The 19001-nt window shown below is 70.1% G+C and carries 15 protein-coding genes; 9 read left to right on the top strand and 6 right to left on the bottom strand.

The genetic code is table 11. From position 1 onward, the window contains the following. Positions 1-62 precede the first annotated feature (62 nt). Both ABZ910_RS22625 and ABZ910_RS22620 read left to right on the top strand, forming a co-directional pair. Positions 63-809 carry a GntR family transcriptional regulator gene (locus tag ABZ910_RS22625; protein WP_361367897.1) on the top strand — a complete coding sequence of 249 codons (747 nt, stop codon included), beginning with the start codon at positions 63-65 and terminating at the stop codon, positions 807-809. A gap of 63 nt (positions 810-872) precedes the next feature. After that, positions 873-1682 (top strand): hypothetical protein, encoded by an 810-nt coding sequence (locus tag ABZ910_RS22620; RefSeq protein WP_361367894.1) that lies wholly within the window; start codon positions 873-875, stop codon positions 1680-1682. A gap of 17 nt (positions 1683-1699) precedes the next feature. Here ABZ910_RS22620 and ABZ910_RS22615 read toward each other — a convergent pair whose 3' ends face one another. After that, complete coding sequence (locus ABZ910_RS22615) at positions 1700-2377, bottom strand: hypothetical protein (protein WP_361367892.1); 678 nt, start codon at positions 2375-2377, stop codon at positions 1700-1702. A 231-nt stretch (positions 2378-2608) separates the two neighbouring features. On the opposite strand from ABZ910_RS22615, the gene ABZ910_RS22610 reads away from it, so the two are divergent. The 3 genes from ABZ910_RS22610 (at position 2609) to ABZ910_RS22600 (ending at position 4293) form a co-directional block, all read left to right on the top strand. Next, positions 2609-3268 (top strand): helix-turn-helix transcriptional regulator, encoded by a 660-nt coding sequence (locus tag ABZ910_RS22610; protein WP_361367889.1) that lies wholly within the window; start codon positions 2609-2611, stop codon positions 3266-3268. Between the two features lie 32 nt (positions 3269-3300). Then, positions 3301-3849, top strand: coding sequence for a toxin-antitoxin system, toxin component (locus ABZ910_RS22605; RefSeq protein ID WP_361368124.1), 549 nt, complete (start codon positions 3301-3303; stop codon positions 3847-3849). 216 nt (positions 3850-4065) lie between these two features. Next, positions 4066-4293: a hypothetical protein gene (locus tag ABZ910_RS22600; protein WP_361367886.1), complete on the top strand. Its 228-nt coding sequence runs from the start codon at positions 4066-4068 to the stop codon at positions 4291-4293. A gap of 34 nt (positions 4294-4327) precedes the next feature. On the opposite strand, the gene ABZ910_RS22595 is transcribed toward ABZ910_RS22600, so the two are convergent. Continuing rightward, positions 4328-5026, bottom strand: a complete 699-nt coding sequence (locus ABZ910_RS22595) for a 4'-phosphopantetheinyl transferase superfamily protein (protein WP_361367883.1) — start codon at positions 5024-5026, stop codon at positions 4328-4330. A gap of 380 nt (positions 5027-5406) precedes the next feature. Here ABZ910_RS22595 and ABZ910_RS22590 point away from each other — a divergent pair, with 380 nt between their 5' ends. Beyond that, the gene (locus ABZ910_RS22590) at positions 5407-6552 is read left to right on the top strand and encodes an ATP-grasp domain-containing protein (protein WP_361367880.1); all 1146 of its coding nucleotides are present in this window, start codon (positions 5407-5409) and stop codon (positions 6550-6552) included. Between the two features lie 141 nt (positions 6553-6693). Beyond that, a complete protein-coding gene (locus ABZ910_RS22585; RefSeq protein ID WP_361367877.1) occupies positions 6694-8379 on the top strand; it encodes a carbohydrate binding domain-containing protein in 1686 nt (561 codons plus the stop codon). Positions 8380-8460: 81 nt separating this feature from the next. On the opposite strand, the gene ABZ910_RS22580 is transcribed toward ABZ910_RS22585, so the two are convergent. Both ABZ910_RS22580 and ABZ910_RS22575 read right to left on the bottom strand, forming a co-directional pair. Continuing rightward, positions 8461-9798 carry a 6-phospho-beta-glucosidase gene (locus ABZ910_RS22580; protein ID WP_361367874.1) on the bottom strand — a complete coding sequence of 446 codons (1338 nt, stop codon included), beginning with the start codon at positions 9796-9798 and terminating at the stop codon, positions 8461-8463. Positions 9799-9899: 101 nt separating this feature from the next. After that, entirely contained in the window at positions 9900-11210 is a 1311-nt protein-coding gene (locus ABZ910_RS22575) for a lipase family protein (protein WP_361367871.1), read from the bottom strand. Positions 11211-11446: 236 nt separating this feature from the next. Between ABZ910_RS22575 and ABZ910_RS22570 the strand changes: the two genes are divergently transcribed. Further along, on the top strand, positions 11447-13060 hold the full coding sequence (locus tag ABZ910_RS22570; RefSeq protein ID WP_361367868.1) for a phosphodiester glycosidase family protein: 1614 nt from the start codon (positions 11447-11449) through the stop codon (positions 13058-13060). Positions 13061-13147: 87 nt separating this feature from the next. Here ABZ910_RS22570 and ABZ910_RS22565 read toward each other — a convergent pair whose 3' ends face one another. Continuing rightward, entirely contained in the window at positions 13148-14632 is a 1485-nt protein-coding gene (locus ABZ910_RS22565) for an FG-GAP-like repeat-containing protein (RefSeq protein ID WP_361367865.1), read from the bottom strand. A 681-nt stretch (positions 14633-15313) separates the two neighbouring features. Between ABZ910_RS22565 and ABZ910_RS22560 the strand changes: the two genes are divergently transcribed. Further along, complete coding sequence (locus tag ABZ910_RS22560; RefSeq protein WP_361367862.1) at positions 15314-16519, top strand: DNRLRE domain-containing protein; 1206 nt, start codon at positions 15314-15316, stop codon at positions 16517-16519. Between the two features lie 459 nt (positions 16520-16978). Here the strand turns inward: ABZ910_RS22560 and ABZ910_RS22555 are convergent, their stop codons facing one another. Continuing rightward, positions 16979-18766, bottom strand: a complete 1788-nt coding sequence (locus ABZ910_RS22555; RefSeq protein ID WP_361367859.1) for an Ig-like domain-containing protein — start codon at positions 18764-18766, stop codon at positions 16979-16981. Positions 18767-19001: the final 235 nt, after the last annotated feature.

Below are 19001 nucleotides of genomic sequence, written 5' to 3'. Positions count from 1 at the left end.
CATAGTTCAAAGCTCAAGAGCATCTTGGGGTAAAGATTCGGCCAACTCGCAAGGTGGTGACGGTGAACCAGGTCAAACAGCAGAGGGACGGCGGCGCCCGAAGAATCGTCTTCGCCCCGGTGGACAGCCGCGCGCGCGTGGACGCGGTGGTTCGCAGGCTCGGCGACGCCATCGAGCTCGGGCTGCTCGCCGACAAGGAACAGCTGCCCGGCGAGAGCGAACTGGCCGCGCAGCTCGGCGTGTCCACGGTGACCCTGCGCGAGGCGCTGATGGCCCTGCGCCAGCAGGGGCTGGTGACCACCCGCCGGGGCCGGGGCGGCGGGAGCTTCGTCTCGCAGCCCCAAGTCCCTTGCGAGGAACGACTGCGGACCCGGCTGCGTGGCTGGAGCACGGAGGAGCTGCGCGACCTCGGCGACCACTGGGCCGCACTGTCGGGCGCCGCCGCCCGGCTCGCCGCACAGCGCACCGAGCCGGAAGACCTCTTCCAACTGCAGCGTACAGCTGAGGAGTTGACGACAGCCGCGAACGCGGCGGCGCGCAGCCGGGTGTACGGCCGCTTCCACGTGGAGCTGGCCGCGGCGGCGCAGTCGGCCCGGCTCACCCGTGAACAGGTCGCCCTGCAGGCCGAGGTGGGGGCGCTGCTCTGCCTCGTCCTGAAGGAGGACGAATATCGTGAAGAGGCCGCAGGCCGTCACCGCTCCGTGATCTCCGCCGTGCAAGATGGGGCCCACGTCACGGCCAGCACGCTGGCCGAGCGGTGCGTGCGGGAGTCGACGGCCCGGCTCATCGCGAACCGCCTCACGCTGTAGACCCCGTTCACCGGCTTCGGCCCTCACCCCCGGGTCACCGGTCCTCGTCCGCTGGAGAGCTCCATGCGCAGTAGCCGCCGTCTCGTCGACGCGGCGGCCCCGACGCCGGAGGCCTCCGCCGAGGAGCGGGTGGCGGCCCGGGTGGGCGAGACGCTGGAGGCGGTCTTCGACGTCGTCGCCGAGACATGCGCCGACGCGGCCGCGCTGCTGAGCCGCGTGGACGCGCGGGGCAGGCGCCCCGTCTCCCCCGACCTGGCGGCCCTGCGTCCGGGACTCCATCTGCGGCTGGAGCGGCAGGAGTTGGTCTCGGGCGTCGGTTTCGTCGCCGCGCCGGGACTGCTGGCCGACGTACCGGCGTGGCTGGAGTGGTGGCAGACCGGCGCCGACGGGGGCGTACGGCCGCTGCTGCCCGACCTCGATCCGGAGCGGTCGGCGTACTCGGACTACACGCACTGGGACTGGTTCGCGCTGCCCCGCGACACCGGGCGGCGGGCCGTGGCCGGGCCCTACGTCGACTACCTCTGCTCTGACGAGTACAGCCTCACGCTGTCCGCGCCGGTGCGGGTGGCGGGGCGGTTCGCGGGTGTGGCCGCGGCCGATGTGTACCTCCGGCACTTCGAGGCGGCCGCTCTGCCGCTGCTGCGTGAACTGCCCGGCCCCGCCCGCCTGGTGAACGCCCGCGGCCGGGTCGCCGCCTCCGCGGACCCGGCTCATCTCGCAGGCTCCCTCACGAAGGGGCCGGACTTCGCGGCCGTACTGGAGCGGGCCCGGGCGGAGTCCTTCGAGGGGACGCGGCTGGTGCCGTGCCGGGGCGTGCCCCTCGTGCTGGTGGCGTCGTGCCCAGGATCCCGCCCGGCGCCGTCGGCGACCTGAACGCCGGCGGTGTCGGGTCAGGACTCTGGAGTCGGCACGACGGTGAGGTGCGTAACGGCGCCACGGGGACGGCGGGGCCGGGGCCGGCGGGCCGCAGCGGCCGGTCGGCGGGGGTCGCGCAGGACCAGCGTGAGGCGCGTGTAGCCCATGGCATGCAGCGCCCTGGGGGTCTCGTCGACCAGGCGGCAGTCGGTGGCGCCCCAGCGCGGGTCGGGGTGCAGCAGCGGACGGACGGCGCCGTCGTGCTCCGCGGCCGCCTCGCCCATCGCGCGGATCCAGTGCGGCAGGCCCTGCCGGTAGGCGGCCTCCATGATCGGGTCCTGGGCGATGTCCCGCCGGATCGCCTGCAGTCCGGCATCGTGGGCGTACCGCTCGACGGCCGCCTTGAAGTGGGCCAGCATCGGCAGGCACCAGCGCGGCTCGTGCTCGGCGAGGACCGTGCCCGCGTCGGGGTGGAACAGGACGAAGCGCAGGAAGTTGTCGGCGGGCATGGCCGTGGGATGGGGGCCGACACCGCGGAAGAGTGACCGGAACGCGCCGTTGGCGAGCACCACGTCCCAGCGGTGGTCGACGACGAGAGAAGGAAAGGGAACGGCTTCCAGAAGCGTGGCGTAGTCCTGGAGGTATGCCTGGGCCTCGCGCCCCTCGGGGACGGGCCGTGGCGCCGGCCACTGCCCACCTGCCTGATATGCCATCGGGAGGTCACCCCTCTTGCCTCTGCGGCCTTCACGCGGCCATGTGATCCTGCTGGCCCGACAGCCGTCATGTCAACTATCGTGGCATTTCATGCCTGTTGACGGCTGAAATTGGCCACAGTTGTGGCGAGACCTGGATGTGAGTTCGAACTGGCCGGTAGTCTCCCGGAAGTTCAGGACGTCTGATCGCGAAATGCCCTGACATCTCTGAGAGACGTAGGAGTTCTGGCGGTGACGGATGGCTACGAGGATCCGGGCGCCCTGGTGACCGCCCAGCTGCCGGCCGTCGCCGCCCGCGTCACCGCGCTCGCCGACCGGCTCGGCGTCCCGCACTCCGACGTCTTCGACGTGGCACGGCTCTCCGTCGCCTGTGGCGTCCCGGAACCCGTCGTCCGCGCCCTGCTCTGCGGGCGGCCCGCGGGCGAGCCCGATGTGCAGGCCCGGTTCCTGCAGCGCCTGGACCTGCTGCGCCGCACCCGGCTGAAGCCCAACGGGCGCAGACACACCCAGCAGGAGATAGCCGACGGCGCGGGGATGTCCCGGCAGCAGGCCGGCGCCCTCATCAACGGCGACCGGCGGCCCACCATGGAGCACTGCGACGCCCTGCAGCGCTTCTTCCGGGTGCACGCCGGCTTCCTCACCGCGGAGGATCCCGAGGCACTCGCGGGCGCGCTGCAGCACGTCGAGCAGGAGCTCCTGCAGAAGCTCGCCGACCGCGAGCGGGCCGCGGCCTCGGTGGCCGCCGAGGATCCGCTGGAGCGGCTACTGCAGGACCACGGCGTCCGCGGGATCGCCTGGCGCGCGGCCCAACTGCCCACCGACCAGCACCGGGACAAGGTCGCGGAGTGGCTGGACATGCTCCTGGAGAGCGTCACACGACCCGAGTCGTGAGGGGAAGGAGGACTGTGGGCATCCGCAAGGACATGCGACGGCTCAGCGGCGAGTTGGCCGGAGAGCTGAGACTCCCCGCACCGGCCGCGCCGCGCGAACTGTACGCCGCGCTGTGCGAGGCGATGAGCAGACGTCGCGGCCGCCCCGTCCTCTTCCGGGAGGCGGTCTTCCCGCCGGGTACCGCCAGCGGACTGTGGCTCGATCTGACCGACCGTGATCTCGTCGTCGTCGAGGAACGCACCACTCCCGAGCACCAGTTGGTGATCCTCGGCCATGAGCTGTGGCACATGAAGGCCGACCACGGCGGCCACCTCGTGGACGGTGTCGCCGTCGCCGCCAGGCTGCTGGGCGACGACACGGACCGGGCGGCCCTCCAGGCGACCGTGCACAAGATCGCCGCCCGCACCGGTCTCGGTCCGCACGACGAGGGGGCGGAGCGGGAGGCCGAGGCCTTCGGCCTGCTGCTGGCCAGCAAGTGCCGTACCTGGCTGGCGGGTTCGTCCCTGCGTGGCCCGGTGCGGCGCAACCACCTGGCGGGCCGCATCGAGGCGGCCCTCGGCTATCCGGGCCCGCAGGGCTGAGGCTCGACCGAGCGGGCGAACCGGAGCGAGCGGGTCCTTGAAAGGAGTCTCGGGGTCCTCCGCTCGGGCGAACGCGGGAGCCGCGGTGGAGGGGCACTGCCGGGGTGAGCGGGCATTGTCAGTGGCGGGCGGCAAGCTGGAGTCACGCCGCTTCCGTGTGCGGCGTACGCGTCGTAGGGACGCCTGACCGCGACACCGACCGGGGAGAGCCGACCGATGCCCACCGCCGTAATGACCGACCGCGAGCGCACCGCCGTGCAGGCCTACCTCCGGCTGCTGCACACGGTGCGCGCGACCTTCGACGGTCCGCCCGGCGCCGGGCGACCAGCACTCGTGCCGCCCGGCGTGCTCGCCGAGGCGGAGCAGGCACTGGCGGAGGCGGGACTCGCGGGCAACGAGCAGGCGTTCTTCCGTCTGCTGCGCAGCTGGTGTCCCGAGCCCTGAGCACGGCGGCGGTGCCGGCCGCCGTGCCGGGCCGTCAGGAGTGCGGCACGACGACGGTCGTGGCCACGACGCCGTCCCGAACCGTCCACCGTCCCTCGAACCACTGCACCCGGCGCTCCCCCACCCAGGGGCCGGGCACGAGGAGCCGCGCCCGCAGACCGCCGTGGCCGCGCCCGCCGGGAACGAGGTCGCGGTCGGCGTCGGCGTAGACCTCGATGTCGGCCTCCGCGAAGTCCAGCCACTTCCCGGTGAGCGGGAACCACGCCTTGTAGACCGACTCCTTGGCGCTGAACAGGAGCCGGTCCCAGTGGACCGCGGGGTGTTCCTCGGCGAGCCGGCGCAGGCGCGCGCTCTCGGTGGGCAGGAAGACGTAGGAGCCGACGTCGGGCGGGAGCGGGCCGTCCGGTTCGGCGTCGATGCCGAGGGAGGCGAGGTCGGTGGCGCGGGCCAGGGCTGCGGCGCAGTAGCCGTCGCAATGGGTCATGCTGCCGACCAGGCCGGCGGGCCAGCGCGGGGCGCCGCTCTCGCCGGGCACGATGGGCTGCGGGGCCACGCCGAGCTTCTCCATGGCGCGCCGGGCACAGGCGCGCACGGCGGAGAACTCGCGGCGGCGCTTGGGCACCGCCCGGGCCATGAGCGCCTCTTCCTCGGGGTAGAGCGGGGCGTCCCGGAGGCCGTCCTCACCGTGCGTGTCCACGGCCACGACCGAGTCCGGGAGCAGCTCCTCGATCACCGATTCCGACCTCCGTTCCGATCCCGCCCACGGCCACACCCGTAGCCCCACGACAACACATGCACCGCCTCGGACGACGAGAAACCCGACGCCGGCGCGACGACCTCGGGACGGCAGGAGAGGGCTGAGCGAGCGCCGGGCCACGGGCCCACGAGGGGCACGAGGGGCACGAGGGGCACGAGGGGCACGCGCAAGCGTCGGACACCGTCGGGGAATCCGTAACCCGGGCGTTGCACGACCACACCCTTGAAAGCCGTATGATCGGCCCAACACCACCGCCCCCGAACTCCCCTTCGCACAGGGCGGTTTGGCGTACCTGAATCCCCACTCCCGGGCTCATGGCGCTCAGCCCTGCCCGAAAGCCCCGAAAGGCGGCCTGCATGATCTCTCGCGTACGCGTCTGGCTCAACCGCACGTACGCGGAGAACGTGTTCTTCATGGATCAGCTGCGGAGAAATCCCAGCGACCGGGCGGTCGAGATCCATGCGACGCACGGTGACGCCGACTCCCCCGTGCTGGCCGCCGCCGACACCGCCGAGCTGGAGCCGGAGGGCCTGTCCCCGGCCGGGTACGTCGAGTACGCCCTGGCCCAGTGCGCGCGGCGCGGCATCGACGTGTTCGTGCCGCGGCTGCACCAGGCGGCGATCGTGGCGCACCGCGCCGAGTTCGAGGCCGCCGGTACGGCGCTGCTGGCGCCGACGCCCGAGGCGGTGGCCGTTTTCGAGGACAAGGCGACGGCGTACGAGGCGGTCCAGTCGGTCGGCGTCCCGGTGCCGCCGTGGTGGCGGGTGCGCACCGCCGAGGAACTCGTCGCGGCCGTCGAGGAGTTGGAGGAGCTCGGCGACACGGCGTGCTTCAAGCCGGCGGCCGGGGCGGGAGGTGTGGGCTTCCGGGTCATCACCCGCACCCCCTTCTCGCTCGTTCACCTGAACGGCTTCCCGAGCCCGCACGTACCGCTGGACCTGGTCGTCGAGGCGATCGAGCGGGCCGACGGACCGGTGGACTGGCTGGTCATGCCGCGACTGAAGGAGCCGGAGGTGTCGGTGGACTGCCTCACCGGACCGGACAACCGGGTCCGGATGGCCGTGGGCCGCACCAAGAACGGCCGCCGCCGCGGCTTCACGCTCCACGAGCAGTGGCTGGAGCCCGCCCGGCTGATCGCGGGGGGCTTCGGGCTGCACTACCTGTCCAACATCCAGTTCCGGATGTACGGCGACCGGCCGGTGCTGATGGACGTCAACACGCGCCCCGCCGGGGGCCTGCACCAGCTGTCCCAGTGCGGGGTCAACGCCCCTTGGGCCGCCGTGAAGTTGGCGCTCGGCGAGGACCCGGGCGAGGTCCAGCCGCCGTTCCTGGGGCAGGACTACGCCGTGGTGTCGGGCCCGCGTCCGGTACGGCCGGTGTCGCTGCCGCGGCAGCGGACGGCGGAGGCCGAGCCCCTGCTGCCGGCCGTACCCGCACCGGCGGCCGAGGCGGACGCGTCCGCGGACATCGCCGACGGCGCCGCGGCCACCGCACGGGCCTGACCCAAGCCCCGATCTCCCTCCGGTATGGACCAATCATGGTGCACTCTCTTGACACCCTGATTGGTCCATACCAGCTTGGTGTGCGCACCCCTCTGCACAGCCGTGCACTCCCGAACACCCCCATTCCTTCAGGGAGATCGCGTGCGCAACCTACTCGGACGTTCCAGACGTCGCCTTCTCGCCCTCCTCGGCTCCGCGGCCCTCGCGCTCGCCGGAGCCGTCGCCCTGCCGGGCACGGCCCACGCGGCCAACGTGCTCACCAACGCCGGCTTCGAGTCGGGCAGCCTCTCGCCCTGGTCCTGCACCGGCAACCTCGGCTCGATCGTCTCCTCCCCCGTGCACGGCGGCTCCAAGGCCCTGGCCGGTGCGCCCAGTTCGAGCGACAACGCCCAGTGCACCCAGACCGTCGCGGTCCAGCCGAACACCGCGTACTCACTCACCGGCTGGGTGCGCGGCTCCTACGTCTACCTCGGCGTGAACGGCGGCCCCTCGACGTGGACGACCTCCCCGTCGGCGTACAGCCGGCTGACCGTGCCGTTCACGACCGGCGCCACCCAGACCAGCGTCACCGTGTACGTCCACGGCTGGTACGCGCAGGGCACCTACTACGCCGACGACATCAGCCTGGACGGTCCCGGCGGTGGCGGCGGCTCGGACACCCAGGCGCCGAGCGCGCCGACCGGCCTGGCCTCCACGGGGAAGACCTCCACGAGCGTGTCGCTGTCGTGGAACGCCTCGTCGGACAACGTGGGTGTGACGGCGTACGACGTCTACAGCGGGTCCAACCAGGTCCTGACCGTCTCCGGTACGAGCGCCACGGTCGGCGGCCTGTCGCCGAGCACGGCTTACACGTTCAGCGTGAAGGCGCGGGACGCGGCCGGGAACGTCTCGGGGGCCTCGGGCTCCGTGAGCGTCACGACGAACGCGGGCACCGGCGGCGGGGGCGCCTTCAAACAGGCCGCGCCCTACCTGTACCTCGGCTGGGGCGATCCGCCGAGCGCGACCTCGGTGATGAGCGCGACCGGCGTCAAGTGGTACACGATGGCGTTCATGCTGGACTCCGGCGGCTGCAACCCCGCCTGGGACAGCAACCGTCCGCTGACCGGCGGCACCGACCAGAGTGTCATCAACCAGATCCGTTCCGCGGGCGGTGACGTCGTCCCGTCGTTCGGCGGCTGGCAGGGCAGCAAGCTCGGCGCCAACTGCTCCTCCGCGAGCGCGCTCGCCGGTGCCCTGCAGAAGGTGATCGACGCCTACTCCCTGAAGGCGATCGACATGGACATCGAGAACTCCGACGAGTTCGAGAACGAGGCCGTCCAGGCGAAGATCCTGACCGCGCTGAAGACGGTGAAGGCCAGCAATCCGGGCCTGAAGACCATCGTCACCTTCGGCACCACGACCACCGGCCCGACGTACTACGGCAACCGGCTCATCGAGCAGGCACAGCAACTCGGCGCCGGCATAGACGTGTTCACCATCATGCCGTTCGACTTCGGCGGCGGATCGGACATGTACGGCAACACGGTGAACGCGGCCGAAGGCCTCAAGGCCAAGCTCAAGTCCACGTTCGGCTGGGACGACGCGACGGCCTACTCCCACATCGGCGTATCCGGCATGAACGGCCTGTCCGACCAGCAGGAGACCACCACCCCGGCGATCTGGACCCAGATCCGCGACTGGGCCAACACCCACCACATCGCCCGGCTCGCCTTCTGGTCGGTCAACCGCGACCGACCGTGTCCCGGCGGCGGCGTGGTGAGCAACTGCTCCGGCATCAGCCAGAACACCTGGCAGTTCACCTCGATCACGGCGGGGTTCACGGGCTGAGGTCCGCGCCTTCCCGAGGGGCCTGGTGCGAGCCAGGCCCCTTGCGGACCTGTTTCGGAACGGCCATGGTTCAGAGCGGTCCTACTTCAGGTACGCCAGCCCCGGATGGACCTCGGTGTAGCGCTCGACCAGTCTGCGGGCCACGTCGACCGAGTCCACCAGCGGGTGCAGGGCGAAGGCCTTCGCGGCGGCCGTACGGGATCCGGACTCGGCCGCGGACAGCACCTCGCGTTCGACCGCCTTGACCGCGCAGACCAGCCCCGTGGCGTGGCCGGGCAGCGGGTCGACGGCGACCGGGTGGGCCCCGTTGGCATCGACCAGGCACGGGACCTCGATGACCGCCTCAGGGTCGAGGGCGGAAAGCGTGCCGCGGTTGCGGACGTTGAGGATCAGGGTCGTACGCTCGTCGCGCGCGATGGCCCGCATCAGGGCCAGGGCCACCTTCTCGTAGCCGCCGGAGAGATCGTCGTCCTCGCGTTCGCCGGCGCCCGCCGCCTGGCGGTTCTCGGCCATGTACGTCGCCTCGCGCTCGGCACGGGTACGGTCCCAGGTGAGCAGCGCCGGGGCGGCCCGGTTCCTCATCTCCTCGTAGAAGTGGGCCTGTTGGTCACGCAGGAAGGCACCGCGGGTCTTCTCGGCCTGCTGGTAGGCCCGTACGGCTTCACGGTTGAAGTAGTAGTAGTGCAGGTACTCGTTGGGGATCGCGCCCAGCGACCGGAGCCAGTCGGCGCCGAAGAGCCGCCCTTCCTCGAACGATCCGAGCAGGGCGGGATCGGCGAGCAGGCGCGGGAGTTCGTCGCGGCCGGCGACGCGCAGTCCGCGCACCCAGCCGAGGTGGTTGAGGCCGACATAGTCGATCCAGGCCTCGCCGGGCCGTGCACCCAGCACGCGGGCGATGCGCCGGCCGAGACCGACCGGCGAGTCGCAGATGCCGATGACGCGGTCGCCGAGGTGACGGGACATGGCCTCGGTGACGAGCCCGGCCGGGTTGGTGAAGTTGATGACCCAGGCGTCCGGCGCCAGCCGGGCCACGCGCCGGGCGATGTCCACGGCGACCGGCACGGTCCGCAGCCCGTACGCGATGCCGCCCGCGCCGACCGTCTCCTGCCCGAGCACGCCCTCCGCCAGGGCCACCCGCTCGTCCTCGGCGCGCCCCTCGAGGCCGCCGACGCGGATGGCGGAGAAGACGAAATCGGCGCCGCGCAGCGCCTCGTCGAGGTCGGTGGTGGCCGTGACCTCGGGCGCGTCGGGGACGCCCGCGGCCTGCTCGGCCAGGACCCGCGTCACGGCGGACAGCCGCTCCGCGTCCAGATCGTGCAGGACGACCCGCGTGACGCGCCCCTCGCCCCGGTCCGTCAGCAGCGCTCCGTACACGAGCGGCACCCGGAATCCGCCGCCGCCCAGAATCGTCAGTCTCACGCTCGTACCCTACTGATCGCGAGTCCCCGTGCCGTGGGGCTCCGGCACGGGGACGGTCACGGGTCTCGGGTCACGAGGACCGTGGGGTCAGCAGGGTGGGATCAGCAGTTGCCCTTCGTCTCCTTGCCCTCGAAGCGGTCCCCCAGCCACGCCACCGTGTCGCCGACGGCCTGGAAGTCGCCGGTGAGGTGGTCGCCGACGTACGGCTTCCACTGGGTGGTGATCCCGGCGGCGCAGTACGCCTGGCGCACGCCGTCGGCGGTCTTCGCGGGGATCACCTCGTCGAGCACGCCGCGGTACTGCAGCACCGGGAAGCCGACCTCGTAGCGGGCTCCCGAGCCGGGGGTGCCGAGGCCGACGCCGAGCTTGTTGCCGGCGGCCACGTCGCTCCAGGTGGTGCCATCGGGCCCGTGCAGGGCGTACATCTGGTCGAGCGTCAGATGATCCTTGGTGTACTGCTCGATCCGGGCGCCCGCGAACCGCGTGACGGTGCCGATCGCGCACAGCGACTCGGCGTCCTTGACGGCCTTGTGGCCGCCGTCGTCGAGGAGGTCCTGGAACGGCATGTCGGGATGCGTGACGGACAGCCCGATGACGGCGTCGATCAGGAACCCGGCGAAGAACCCGCCGTCGAGACCGTGCGACACCTCCTTGAGGTCGGCGGGGATGCCGCCGGAGGCCACGCCGACGACGTGCAGTTCGGGGGCGTACGACCGCGCGACCTGGGCCGCCCACAGGCTCCCGGAGCCGCCCTCCGAGTAGCCCCAGAACCCGACCGGGGCGCCGGCGGCGACCCCGCTGCCGGGCATCCGCAAGGCGGCGCGGGCCATGTCGAGGGCTGCGTGACCGGCCTCGACGCCGTTGACGTACGGGTGGACCTGGCCGTCCATGTACCCGGCGCCGTCGGTCGCGGCGACGGCGTAACCGGCCTTGAGCAGCGCCGAGATGTTCGGCCCTTCGTAGGCGTCCTGGTACTGCCCCGCGAGCTGTTTGGAGAACGCGCACTGCGGACCGATGCCGAGGGTGCCGGGCACGAAGCCGACCAGCGGCCGCTCGCCCGCCCCCTTCCACGGCTCCTTCGGCACGACGACGGTGCCGACGACGCTGACGGGCCGGCTCCGCCCGTCGGTGGAGCCGTACTGCACCTTCCACGCGTCGAACGGCGTGCCGTTGCCCACCATGGGCAGCGCGTCGACACGACGGCAGGCGACGACGGCGCCCGGCGTGGCGGTCGCCCGGTCCGGAGGCCGGTAGATGTCGGCGTCCGCCGCCGAACACGCCTCCGGCGTACCGGCCATGGCGGTCACCGCCGCGGGTACGGCGAGCAGCCCTCCGAGCAGGACCGCGACGACGAACAGGGCGACTCTCTTCGGCAGCCGCTTCCTCGACCTGTCCCTCTTCCTGTCTTTCATCACCTCAGAACGTCCCTTCCGTGGGGTGACAGACGTAGTGAAGCTGAGTAGGCCGTGAGGTTACGGATGCGTAGGTAAGCGCTGATAGTTAAAGGATGACGAACCGGCGCGGCGCGACTGTGTGCCGATGACTTGTGCCCGGACGAATCACGGTGTCGGGTGAGTCCGATTGGTTGAGGGAGTTCCGTCCGTACGGGCCGTACCGGCCCTACTGGCTGTGGGAATGAGGGGGAGCCATGGATCACAAGAACACCCGGTCCGGCGCGCGAGCGCGCATGCTGCTGAGTGCCGCGACCGTGTGTGCGGTCGTCGCCGCCTCGGGCACGCTTACGGGGACGGCGCAGGGAGCGGAGCCCGGCGCGGACACGGAGGGCGTCGTATGGACGACTCAGGCAGTCGCCCCGGGCGTACAGGTGCGCAGCGCCACGATCGAGAACGCCGACTCCCGGCCTGTCTGGACGGTCACCGTCCAGGCCCCGACCACCGCTCGCCTCAGCGGCACCCCGACCTGGGCGGCGGTCGGGCCGCGGTCCTGGGCCGACGACACCGCGCAGCGGTTGCGCGACCACGGCTTCGATCCGCGGGTGGAGACGGTGCGCTGGCCCGGTTACGCCGACACCCCGCAGGGTGACATGGGTCAGCGGGTACGCGTCGGCTCGTACGCCACCCAGGCGGACGCCCAGAGCGCCGCTCAGCAGATCACCGCGGCGGGCTTCCACCCCGCCGTCACCTGGACCGGCTACGACACCGAACAGCCCGCCGACCGGGAGAACGTGCACGTCGCGGTCATCGACCCGCACACCTTCACCGGCACCGTCGAGGGCACCCATGACGGCAACGTCGCGCAGCGTGAGACCACCTCGTCGGTCGCCGCGAAGCTGGGCTCCCTCGTGGGCGTCAACGCGAGCTTCTTCGTCACCTCGGACGCCGACGGCGTCCAGGGAACACAGTCGGGTCTCAGCGCGGACCACGGCGAGCTGGAGTCCATGGCCGCCGGCTCGCGGGCCTCGCTGATCATCGGGGACGGCGGCCGGAACGTACGGGTGGCGGACCTGACGACGACCGTCACGGTGCACGCGGGCGCGGACAAGTACCAGGCCCAGGGCATCAACCGGGTGCCCGGGCTCGTACGGGACTGCGGCCGTCCGGGAGTGACCCCGAGCGAGCTGCCCTGGCAGGACGTCACGTGCCATGCGGCCGATGATCTGGTGCAGTTCACGGGTGAGTGGCGCGCGCCGCTGCCCGCCGGGACCGGCACGCAGGTCGTCCTGGACGCCAACGGCCGCGTGGTGTCGGTGGGTTCGCGCGGAGGCTCCGCCCCGGCCCACGGCTCGGTGCTCCAGGGCATCGGCTCGGCCGCCGACTGGCTGACCGCGCACGCCCGCACGGGGCATCGGATCGGTGTGGAGGACGTCATCCGCGACACGGACGGCAAGGAGGTGGAGCTCGACCGTGACGACAGCATCGTGAGTGCTGCCCCCACCCTCGTGACCGACGGCCGTAACAACATCGACGCGGCGACGGAGGGCGTCCTCGACCCGAAGGACCTTTCCTTCGGCTACGCCTGGGCGAACGTCCGCCAGCCGCGCACCATGGCCGGTGTCGACGCCAAGGGCCGGCTGATCCTCGCCACGGTGGACGGCCGCCAGACCGACGGCAGCGAGGGCTTCACCCTTGAGGAGGCCGCCGACTTCATGCGCTCGCTGGGTGCCGTGGACGCCCTCAACCTCGACGGCGGCGGCTCCACCGCCATGGCCGTGAAGGGTGCCCTCGTCACTCACCCGTCGGACGCGGCGGGCGAGCGCGCGGTGGGCGGCACGGTCCAGGTGCTGCCCGACCGCGCCGGCTGACGCGGCACGGCCGGACGTTGAAGGACTCGGCATCGCTGGGGCGGGGTGAGCCCCTGCGGTGTCGTGGTCACGGGGCTGGGCGGGCGGTCAGGGCGCCAGGACGTCGCCGATGTGGGATCCGGCGGGAACACCGAACGTGCCGACGCCGGGGCCCTGACTGGACGAGGCGGTGAAACCGGTGGCGCCAGAGTTGGCCATCATGACGATGCCGTCACCGTTGTTCTCACCGCTGGAGCCCGCGGCCATGTCGGCGTAGCCGTCGCCGGTGGCGTCCAGCAGGACGGTGGCGGTACCGAGGCGGTCCCCGGTCTCGGGGTCGCCCGTGAAGTCACCGGTGGCGTCGATGGTGGCGGAGTTGATGGAGACGGATCCGGTTCCGGTCAGGCCGGTTGCGGAGCCCTTGAGGACGATGGTGCTTCCGGCGTCGGCTTGGTTGACGGCGTTGAAGGTGAGGTCCTCGCCGGGGAGCCCGGTGAGGACGTCGGCGTAGCCGTCCTTGTTCATGTCGCCGACGGCGACGGACGCGCCCATGTCGTCGCCGGCCTCGCCGGCACCCGGTACACCGCTTGACTCCTGGTCCAGGGTCGTCTTCGAGGTGTCGGACACGCTGGCTGCAGACCCGTAGTAGGCGGTGACCCGGCCTCCGGTGACCGCGACCGGCTGCCCGACGACGACGTCCGGGTAGGTGTCCTTGTTGATGTCGCCGACGGCGACGTCGACACCGCCGTCGCCCTCCAAGTCGGTGGCCGTGTCGGTGTGCAGTCCGGTGGCGGAGCCGGGCAGGACGTACAGGGGGCTCGTCCCGTCCCACTGGGTGAAGGTCACCACGGCGTCCGGGTAGCCGTCCTTGTTGATGTCCCCGGAGGCGGCGTCGGAGTTGGCGGCCGAGGTCAGCGACATGGCGGAAGCACCCGCGGCAAGCGGATCGGGTGCGGTGTCCTGGACGGTCCGGGTGGCGCCGTCGAGGACCCACATCGCGTAGCTGCCGGGGCAGAAGGCCAGCACGTCGGCCTTGCCGTCGGCGTTGAAGTCGCCGATGGTCATGGCTTCGCCGCAGCGGTCGCCGCCGACACGGGCGGAGGAGGGGGCGAAGTACATGTTCGGGTCCGCGGTCAGGCCCGTTGCCGATCCGTACAGCAGGGTGATGCCGCCGGCGTCGGTGTGCCCGGAGGTGTCGTCCTCACCGGGAGCGGCGACGGCCAGATCGGCGTAGCCGTCCCCGTTGATGTCGCCCCAGGCGGTCGTGGCGCCGAAATTGTCGTCGGTCTCGGAGCTGCCGGGCAGGGCGACGCCGCCCGCCACGCTGTTCTGGGTGAGCGTGATCTTGGCCGCGCCGTTGGAGCCGGTGGCGGAGCCCGGCGCGACGGAGACGGCGCCGGCGCCGGTGATGGTGGTGTCGGCGGCCTGGGGGATACCGACGGCGAGATCGGCCTTGCCGTCCTTGTTGAAGTCGGCGGTCGCGGGTGCGGCAACGGCGTAGGCGGTATGCGGCAGCGCGAACACAACCGCACCTGCGGCTGCGGCGACACCGACGGCTATACGTGAAAACGGGCGGGCGGGCACAAGCGCCATAACAGGCTCCTCAAGGAGATGAACAGGCGTGGAAATGCCGCCGTGGGCGGTGGGGATAGACCGGTACGACACACCCGGCCCGCACACGAGCCCGGCGGTTATACCCCACGACACGACTCCGCTGCCAACGGCCGGATAGACCGGGCCAATTCACCCAGACCCTCATCAGGCCTGCATGCCTGTCGGCCACCCATGAACATTCCCCTTGAATCAGCCGATCAGAACCGGCCACTTGGAAATCAGCCGCTCGGAATTCGCATGCGTGCGCCGGGATTTCCGGAGCCGGGTTCTTATACAGGACGGACGGGGTGCGCTACTGCCGGGACAAACCGGGCGCCGTTTTCGGGTGATGAATGAACTGTCGTGATCTGTGTGGTCACTTGACGGGCCGACAGCGGGGTGATTAGAACCGCGGCGCCGTTCCGTGTGCCCTGCTTTTCGTGGGGGCGGGTGAGCGGTTTTGGGTCGATGTTTATGACGGCAGAGCCGAGGAAAGGGTTGCAGTGAAACCCAGATTGGGCAGGCTTATTGCGTGCCTTGTGGTGTCCGCGGTCGCGAGTACCGCGTTGCCACAGGCCGCTTATGCGATACCCGCATCCGGTGACCATGGCGGTTCCGGTGGCGGCAAGGGGATTGTCGACACCGTCAAGGGCTGGTTCGGCGACGGCGCGGTTCTGGCAGATGTCGGACGGCCGGGTGCAGGCGGAGTTGTCGGCGGTGCCGACCTCCTACCGGGACGCCGGGTCGAAGGCGTGGAAGCCGATCGACACGGCTGTGCGGGCGTCGGATGCGAAGGGTTTCGACTTCGCCAACACGACGAACGAGGGCCGGAGTTGGTTCGGCTCGGACGCCGGCCATCTGGTGCGTTTCCGGTCACCGGACGGGCGGTCGGTCACGCTCGGTCTTCAGGGTGCGGACGGCAGGCTGAAGCCGGCGGTGAAGGGTTCGACGGTCACGTACCGGGATGCGGTGCATGGCGCGGATCTGGAGTACGGGGTCGGCCGGGGGCGGGTGAAGGAGAACGTCACCCTGGCGAAACGGCCCACCAGTCCCTTGAAGTTCGTGTTCACGTTGGACACGGCCGGCCTGACGCCGAAGGCGCGCAAGGACGGCTCGATCGCCCTGTACGGCGAGCTGCCGCATACGCCGGTGATGGTGATTCCGGCGCCGTTCATGACGGACGCGAAGAAGGCGTCCCGGTCGGTCTTCGGTGAGACCTACAGTACGAAGGTCCGCCAGACGCTGACCCGCGACGGTAAGTCGTGGAAGCTGACGGTGACGCCGGATGCGGGATGGCTGGCGTCGAAGGACCGCCAGTACCCGGTGGTGATCGACCCGACGATCACGATCGCGCCGTCGCCGACGGATTCGCAGGACACGATGGTCCTGTCGGATCAGGCGTCGACGAACTTCAACACGACGTGGAAGCTGTCGGCGGGCAAGACGGACACGGGCACCGCCCGTTCGCTGATCAAGTTCCCGCTGAGTGAGATCCCGTCGGGCACGAAGGTCGACTCGGCGCGGCTGGAGATGTACTTCGACCAGGCGCACACCACCAACGCCAACGACGTGACAATCGGCGCCTACCGGGCGACCGGGGCGTGGGACGAGGCGACGGCGACCTGGTCCAACACCAGTGGCCTGGTGGGCGAGTTGTCCGGCACCACGATGCAGGTGGACGACGGTGACGCGGGTACCGCTGCGGTGGGTGACTGGCCGCGGGTGGACACCATCGGCAGTGTCAACATCGGCAACGACTACACCTACAACAAGAACAGCCTGACGGGTGAGTCCTACACCTGGCAGCCGACCGTCAAGGACACCGGCACCTACACCGTCGAGGCGCACTTCGCGCCCCTGTCGGACGCCACGGCGCACGCGCACTGAGATGGTCACACTGGCGCAGACGACGCCAAGCCGTCGCCCGCCATTGCCACTATCAGCGTCGGCTGCACACGATCGAGGGGCGGGCCGGGAAAGAGAACACGGGCCGGCAATCAGCCCACTACACTCACCCAAACCGCCCCTGAACAGGGAAAACGTCAAAGTGATGCTGGAGTATTAGGCACGCCGCGATGAAGGCGCCGTTAGTGAGGTAGCCACCGAGCTCACCCTGCGTGTCTTCAACGATGTGTTTCAACCCGTAACTCGTCATAGCTGACTGGGACACCTTTGAGGTCCAGGCGATGGCTGTTGCGCGTCCTCGACACGAGCGGCACCCGCCTACGGATCAGAAGTTTGCAGATTCAATCCTGCCGAGTGCACAGTGCGGAGCCCCTCTGGGATCATCCCGAGGGGCTCCGGAGGGCACCTATGCTGGTCAGGATCCGTTCGAAAGAACCGACCTTACTTCTTCCGGCAGGAGCCACCAGAACCGGCACCCCGTGAGTGGTGCTTGGGGCACTCCACGACCTGAGTAAGGCGCTCCAGGGGTCCGGCGAGGTAATCACCGTCACCGGAGTAGTAAGCGGTGATGCTGTGCTGTCCTGGTTTCAGTTTCGATGTGGTGATCCTTGTCTGGCTGCAGTGTGTGCCTTTCCCAGGTGACAGCGTCCCCGCCCCGAGCACCCTGCTGTCGTCGCTGAACGTCACCGTTCCGGTGGGTGTCGTGGTGCCGGCCCGCGACCTGGCCGGACAGACAGTGTCGGTGAAGGTCACCGGGCGCTCGTAGGTGGAGGGGTTAGCCGAGGAGGAAAGTCGCGTCTCGGTAGGGCTCTTGTTGGCGGCTCTAAAGTAGATCGCGTGAATGGGCGGATTGGTGATGGAGACACCGCTCAGGTTGCCGGCGAAGACGCCGTGGAACGTGTTGCCCAGCGCCTTGAGTTGCTGATAGTCACCCAGCACACGCTGCCTCGGGTCTCCGTTGTTCGGAGGCGTCTGGAAGGTCTGGAGCACGGTGTCGCTGAACGTCGCACCATGGTCGGTGCTACGTGCGAGATGCGCCGAGACGATGGGGAAGCCGGCAGTCGTCGTTCCGTCGAAGGTGTCGTAAAGAACGCCGACGGTTCCGTCGGATAGCACCGCGACTGAGGGAAGCGCGGCGTTGGTCGAGGTCGACACGTTGGATGCCGGCCCGACGCTGAGGCCGCCTGAGCCATTCGGCGTGAGGCGCCGGATCTTGATCCGGTTGTTGCCTCCCGCGTCCTCACCGTAGACGACGTAGACGTCGCCGTTCGTCGGGTCGACGGCGGCGTGGTCGATGCCGCCGAGCAGCGCGTTGTTTCCGGCGAACTTGTACCCGGGGGCCTGGTCACTGGGGACGGTGTCGACAGTGAGGCCGTCGGCACTGTCGTTGAGTGACCAGGTGGCCCCGCCGTCGGTCGATCGGTTGAGCTTGTACGTGATGGTCTTGGGCTGAAGCAGGATGTTCCCTGCCGACTGCTCGTACAGAGCGTAGACCGTGCCGATGCGATGATCGGCCGCCAGTCGTAGGCCGGGGTTGGTCACTACTGGATTCGAGTAGCCGCCCGCCTTGTTGTCGGCGGTGATGTTGACCGGGTCAGCACCGTAGGAGACAGCGACGCGGGCCTCCGGGGTTGGAGTGCTGTTTCCTACGTCATAGGCGGCATACACGTTGTCCTGACGCCGGTTGCTCGGGGCACGGTTCACCACCAGCCAAGGCTGGTCGACATTGGTACGGTTCCCGCTGGTGAGTTGGGCGGGGTTGCCGTTCCAATGCCAGGCGGAAGCCTGAGTCGGGTCGTTGGTCGAACCCGTCACCACATGTGTTGCTGTGATACCAGCGGTCAGGAACGTTCCGTAGAGCCTGCCGTCGCGGCCGTAGTCGATGGTCTGGTCGCACGGGCATCCTGCGGTGCCTTGGACACCAGGTGGTGGCGGGATACTTGCCTCGTCTGTCCAGTTCTGCCCGCCGTTCGTCGAGTAGAGCACGCTCGCGTTGTTGTTCCAGCTACTGCCACCGAATCTGGTGATCGCGACCTGATTGGGATTGGCAGGGTTGACGGCGATGCTGGGCTCACCACCGCCGGTGCTGCTGGCCGACGAGGTTGCGTCGGCAAGGAATAGGCCCGCGGCCCTCACGGTGTTGCGCGGGGGGCTTTGGCCGTTGTAGACAGTTTTGTCGGGCGGGTAGCTGTTTACGCTGAGCGGGCCATCGATCGGTGGCGGATCCATTGTGGAGGCGGTCGCTTGCGTGGGACTCTGCGCAGCCAGTAAGCCCAGTACAGAGGCAGCTGCAAAGGTTCTCGCGTATACAGCGAGCTTCGATCTCATGATCGGCAGCCTCTACGCTCGCTGATACTGAAATGCCCAAAGACGCATGGCCGGCGGATGTATCACACCTCAGGGCGACGAGGGAGTGCTCTGTCTGGGCGTCTTGAGCGGACGGTATGAGCTGACCCCGGTTCCG

It is taken from the genome of Streptomyces sp. NPDC046805 (assembly GCF_040645355.1).
GTDB lineage: Bacteria > Actinomycetota > Actinomycetes > Streptomycetales > Streptomycetaceae > Streptomyces.
Note: the sequence above shows the minus strand (reverse complement) of the source record. Positions and strands in the feature narration are given on the sequence as shown.

Coding starts and splice junctions, on each gene's coding strand:
- ABZ910_RS22555 (WP_361367859.1), bottom strand. CDS start 18,766: ATGGATCCGCCACCGATCGATGGCCCGCTCAGCGTAAACAGCTACCCG.
- ABZ910_RS22570 (WP_361367868.1), top strand. CDS start 11,447: ATGGATCACAAGAACACCCGGTCCGGCGCGCGAGCGCGCATGCTGCTG.
- ABZ910_RS22565 (WP_361367865.1), bottom strand. CDS start 14,632: ATGGCGCTTGTGCCCGCCCGCCCGTTTTCACGTATAGCCGTCGGTGTC.
- ABZ910_RS22575 (WP_361367871.1), bottom strand. CDS start 11,210: ATGAAAGACAGGAAGAGGGACAGGTCGAGGAAGCGGCTGCCGAAGAGA.
- ABZ910_RS22615 (WP_361367892.1), bottom strand. CDS start 2,377: ATGGCATATCAGGCAGGTGGGCAGTGGCCGGCGCCACGGCCCGTCCCC.
- ABZ910_RS22590 (WP_361367880.1), top strand. CDS start 5,407: ATGATCTCTCGCGTACGCGTCTGGCTCAACCGCACGTACGCGGAGAAC.
- ABZ910_RS22560 (WP_361367862.1), top strand. CDS start 15,314: ATGTCGGACGGCCGGGTGCAGGCGGAGTTGTCGGCGGTGCCGACCTCC.
- ABZ910_RS22600 (WP_361367886.1), top strand. CDS start 4,066: ATGCCCACCGCCGTAATGACCGACCGCGAGCGCACCGCCGTGCAGGCC.
- ABZ910_RS22620 (WP_361367894.1), top strand. CDS start 873: ATGCGCAGTAGCCGCCGTCTCGTCGACGCGGCGGCCCCGACGCCGGAG.
- ABZ910_RS22605 (WP_361368124.1), top strand. CDS start 3,301: ATGCGACGGCTCAGCGGCGAGTTGGCCGGAGAGCTGAGACTCCCCGCA.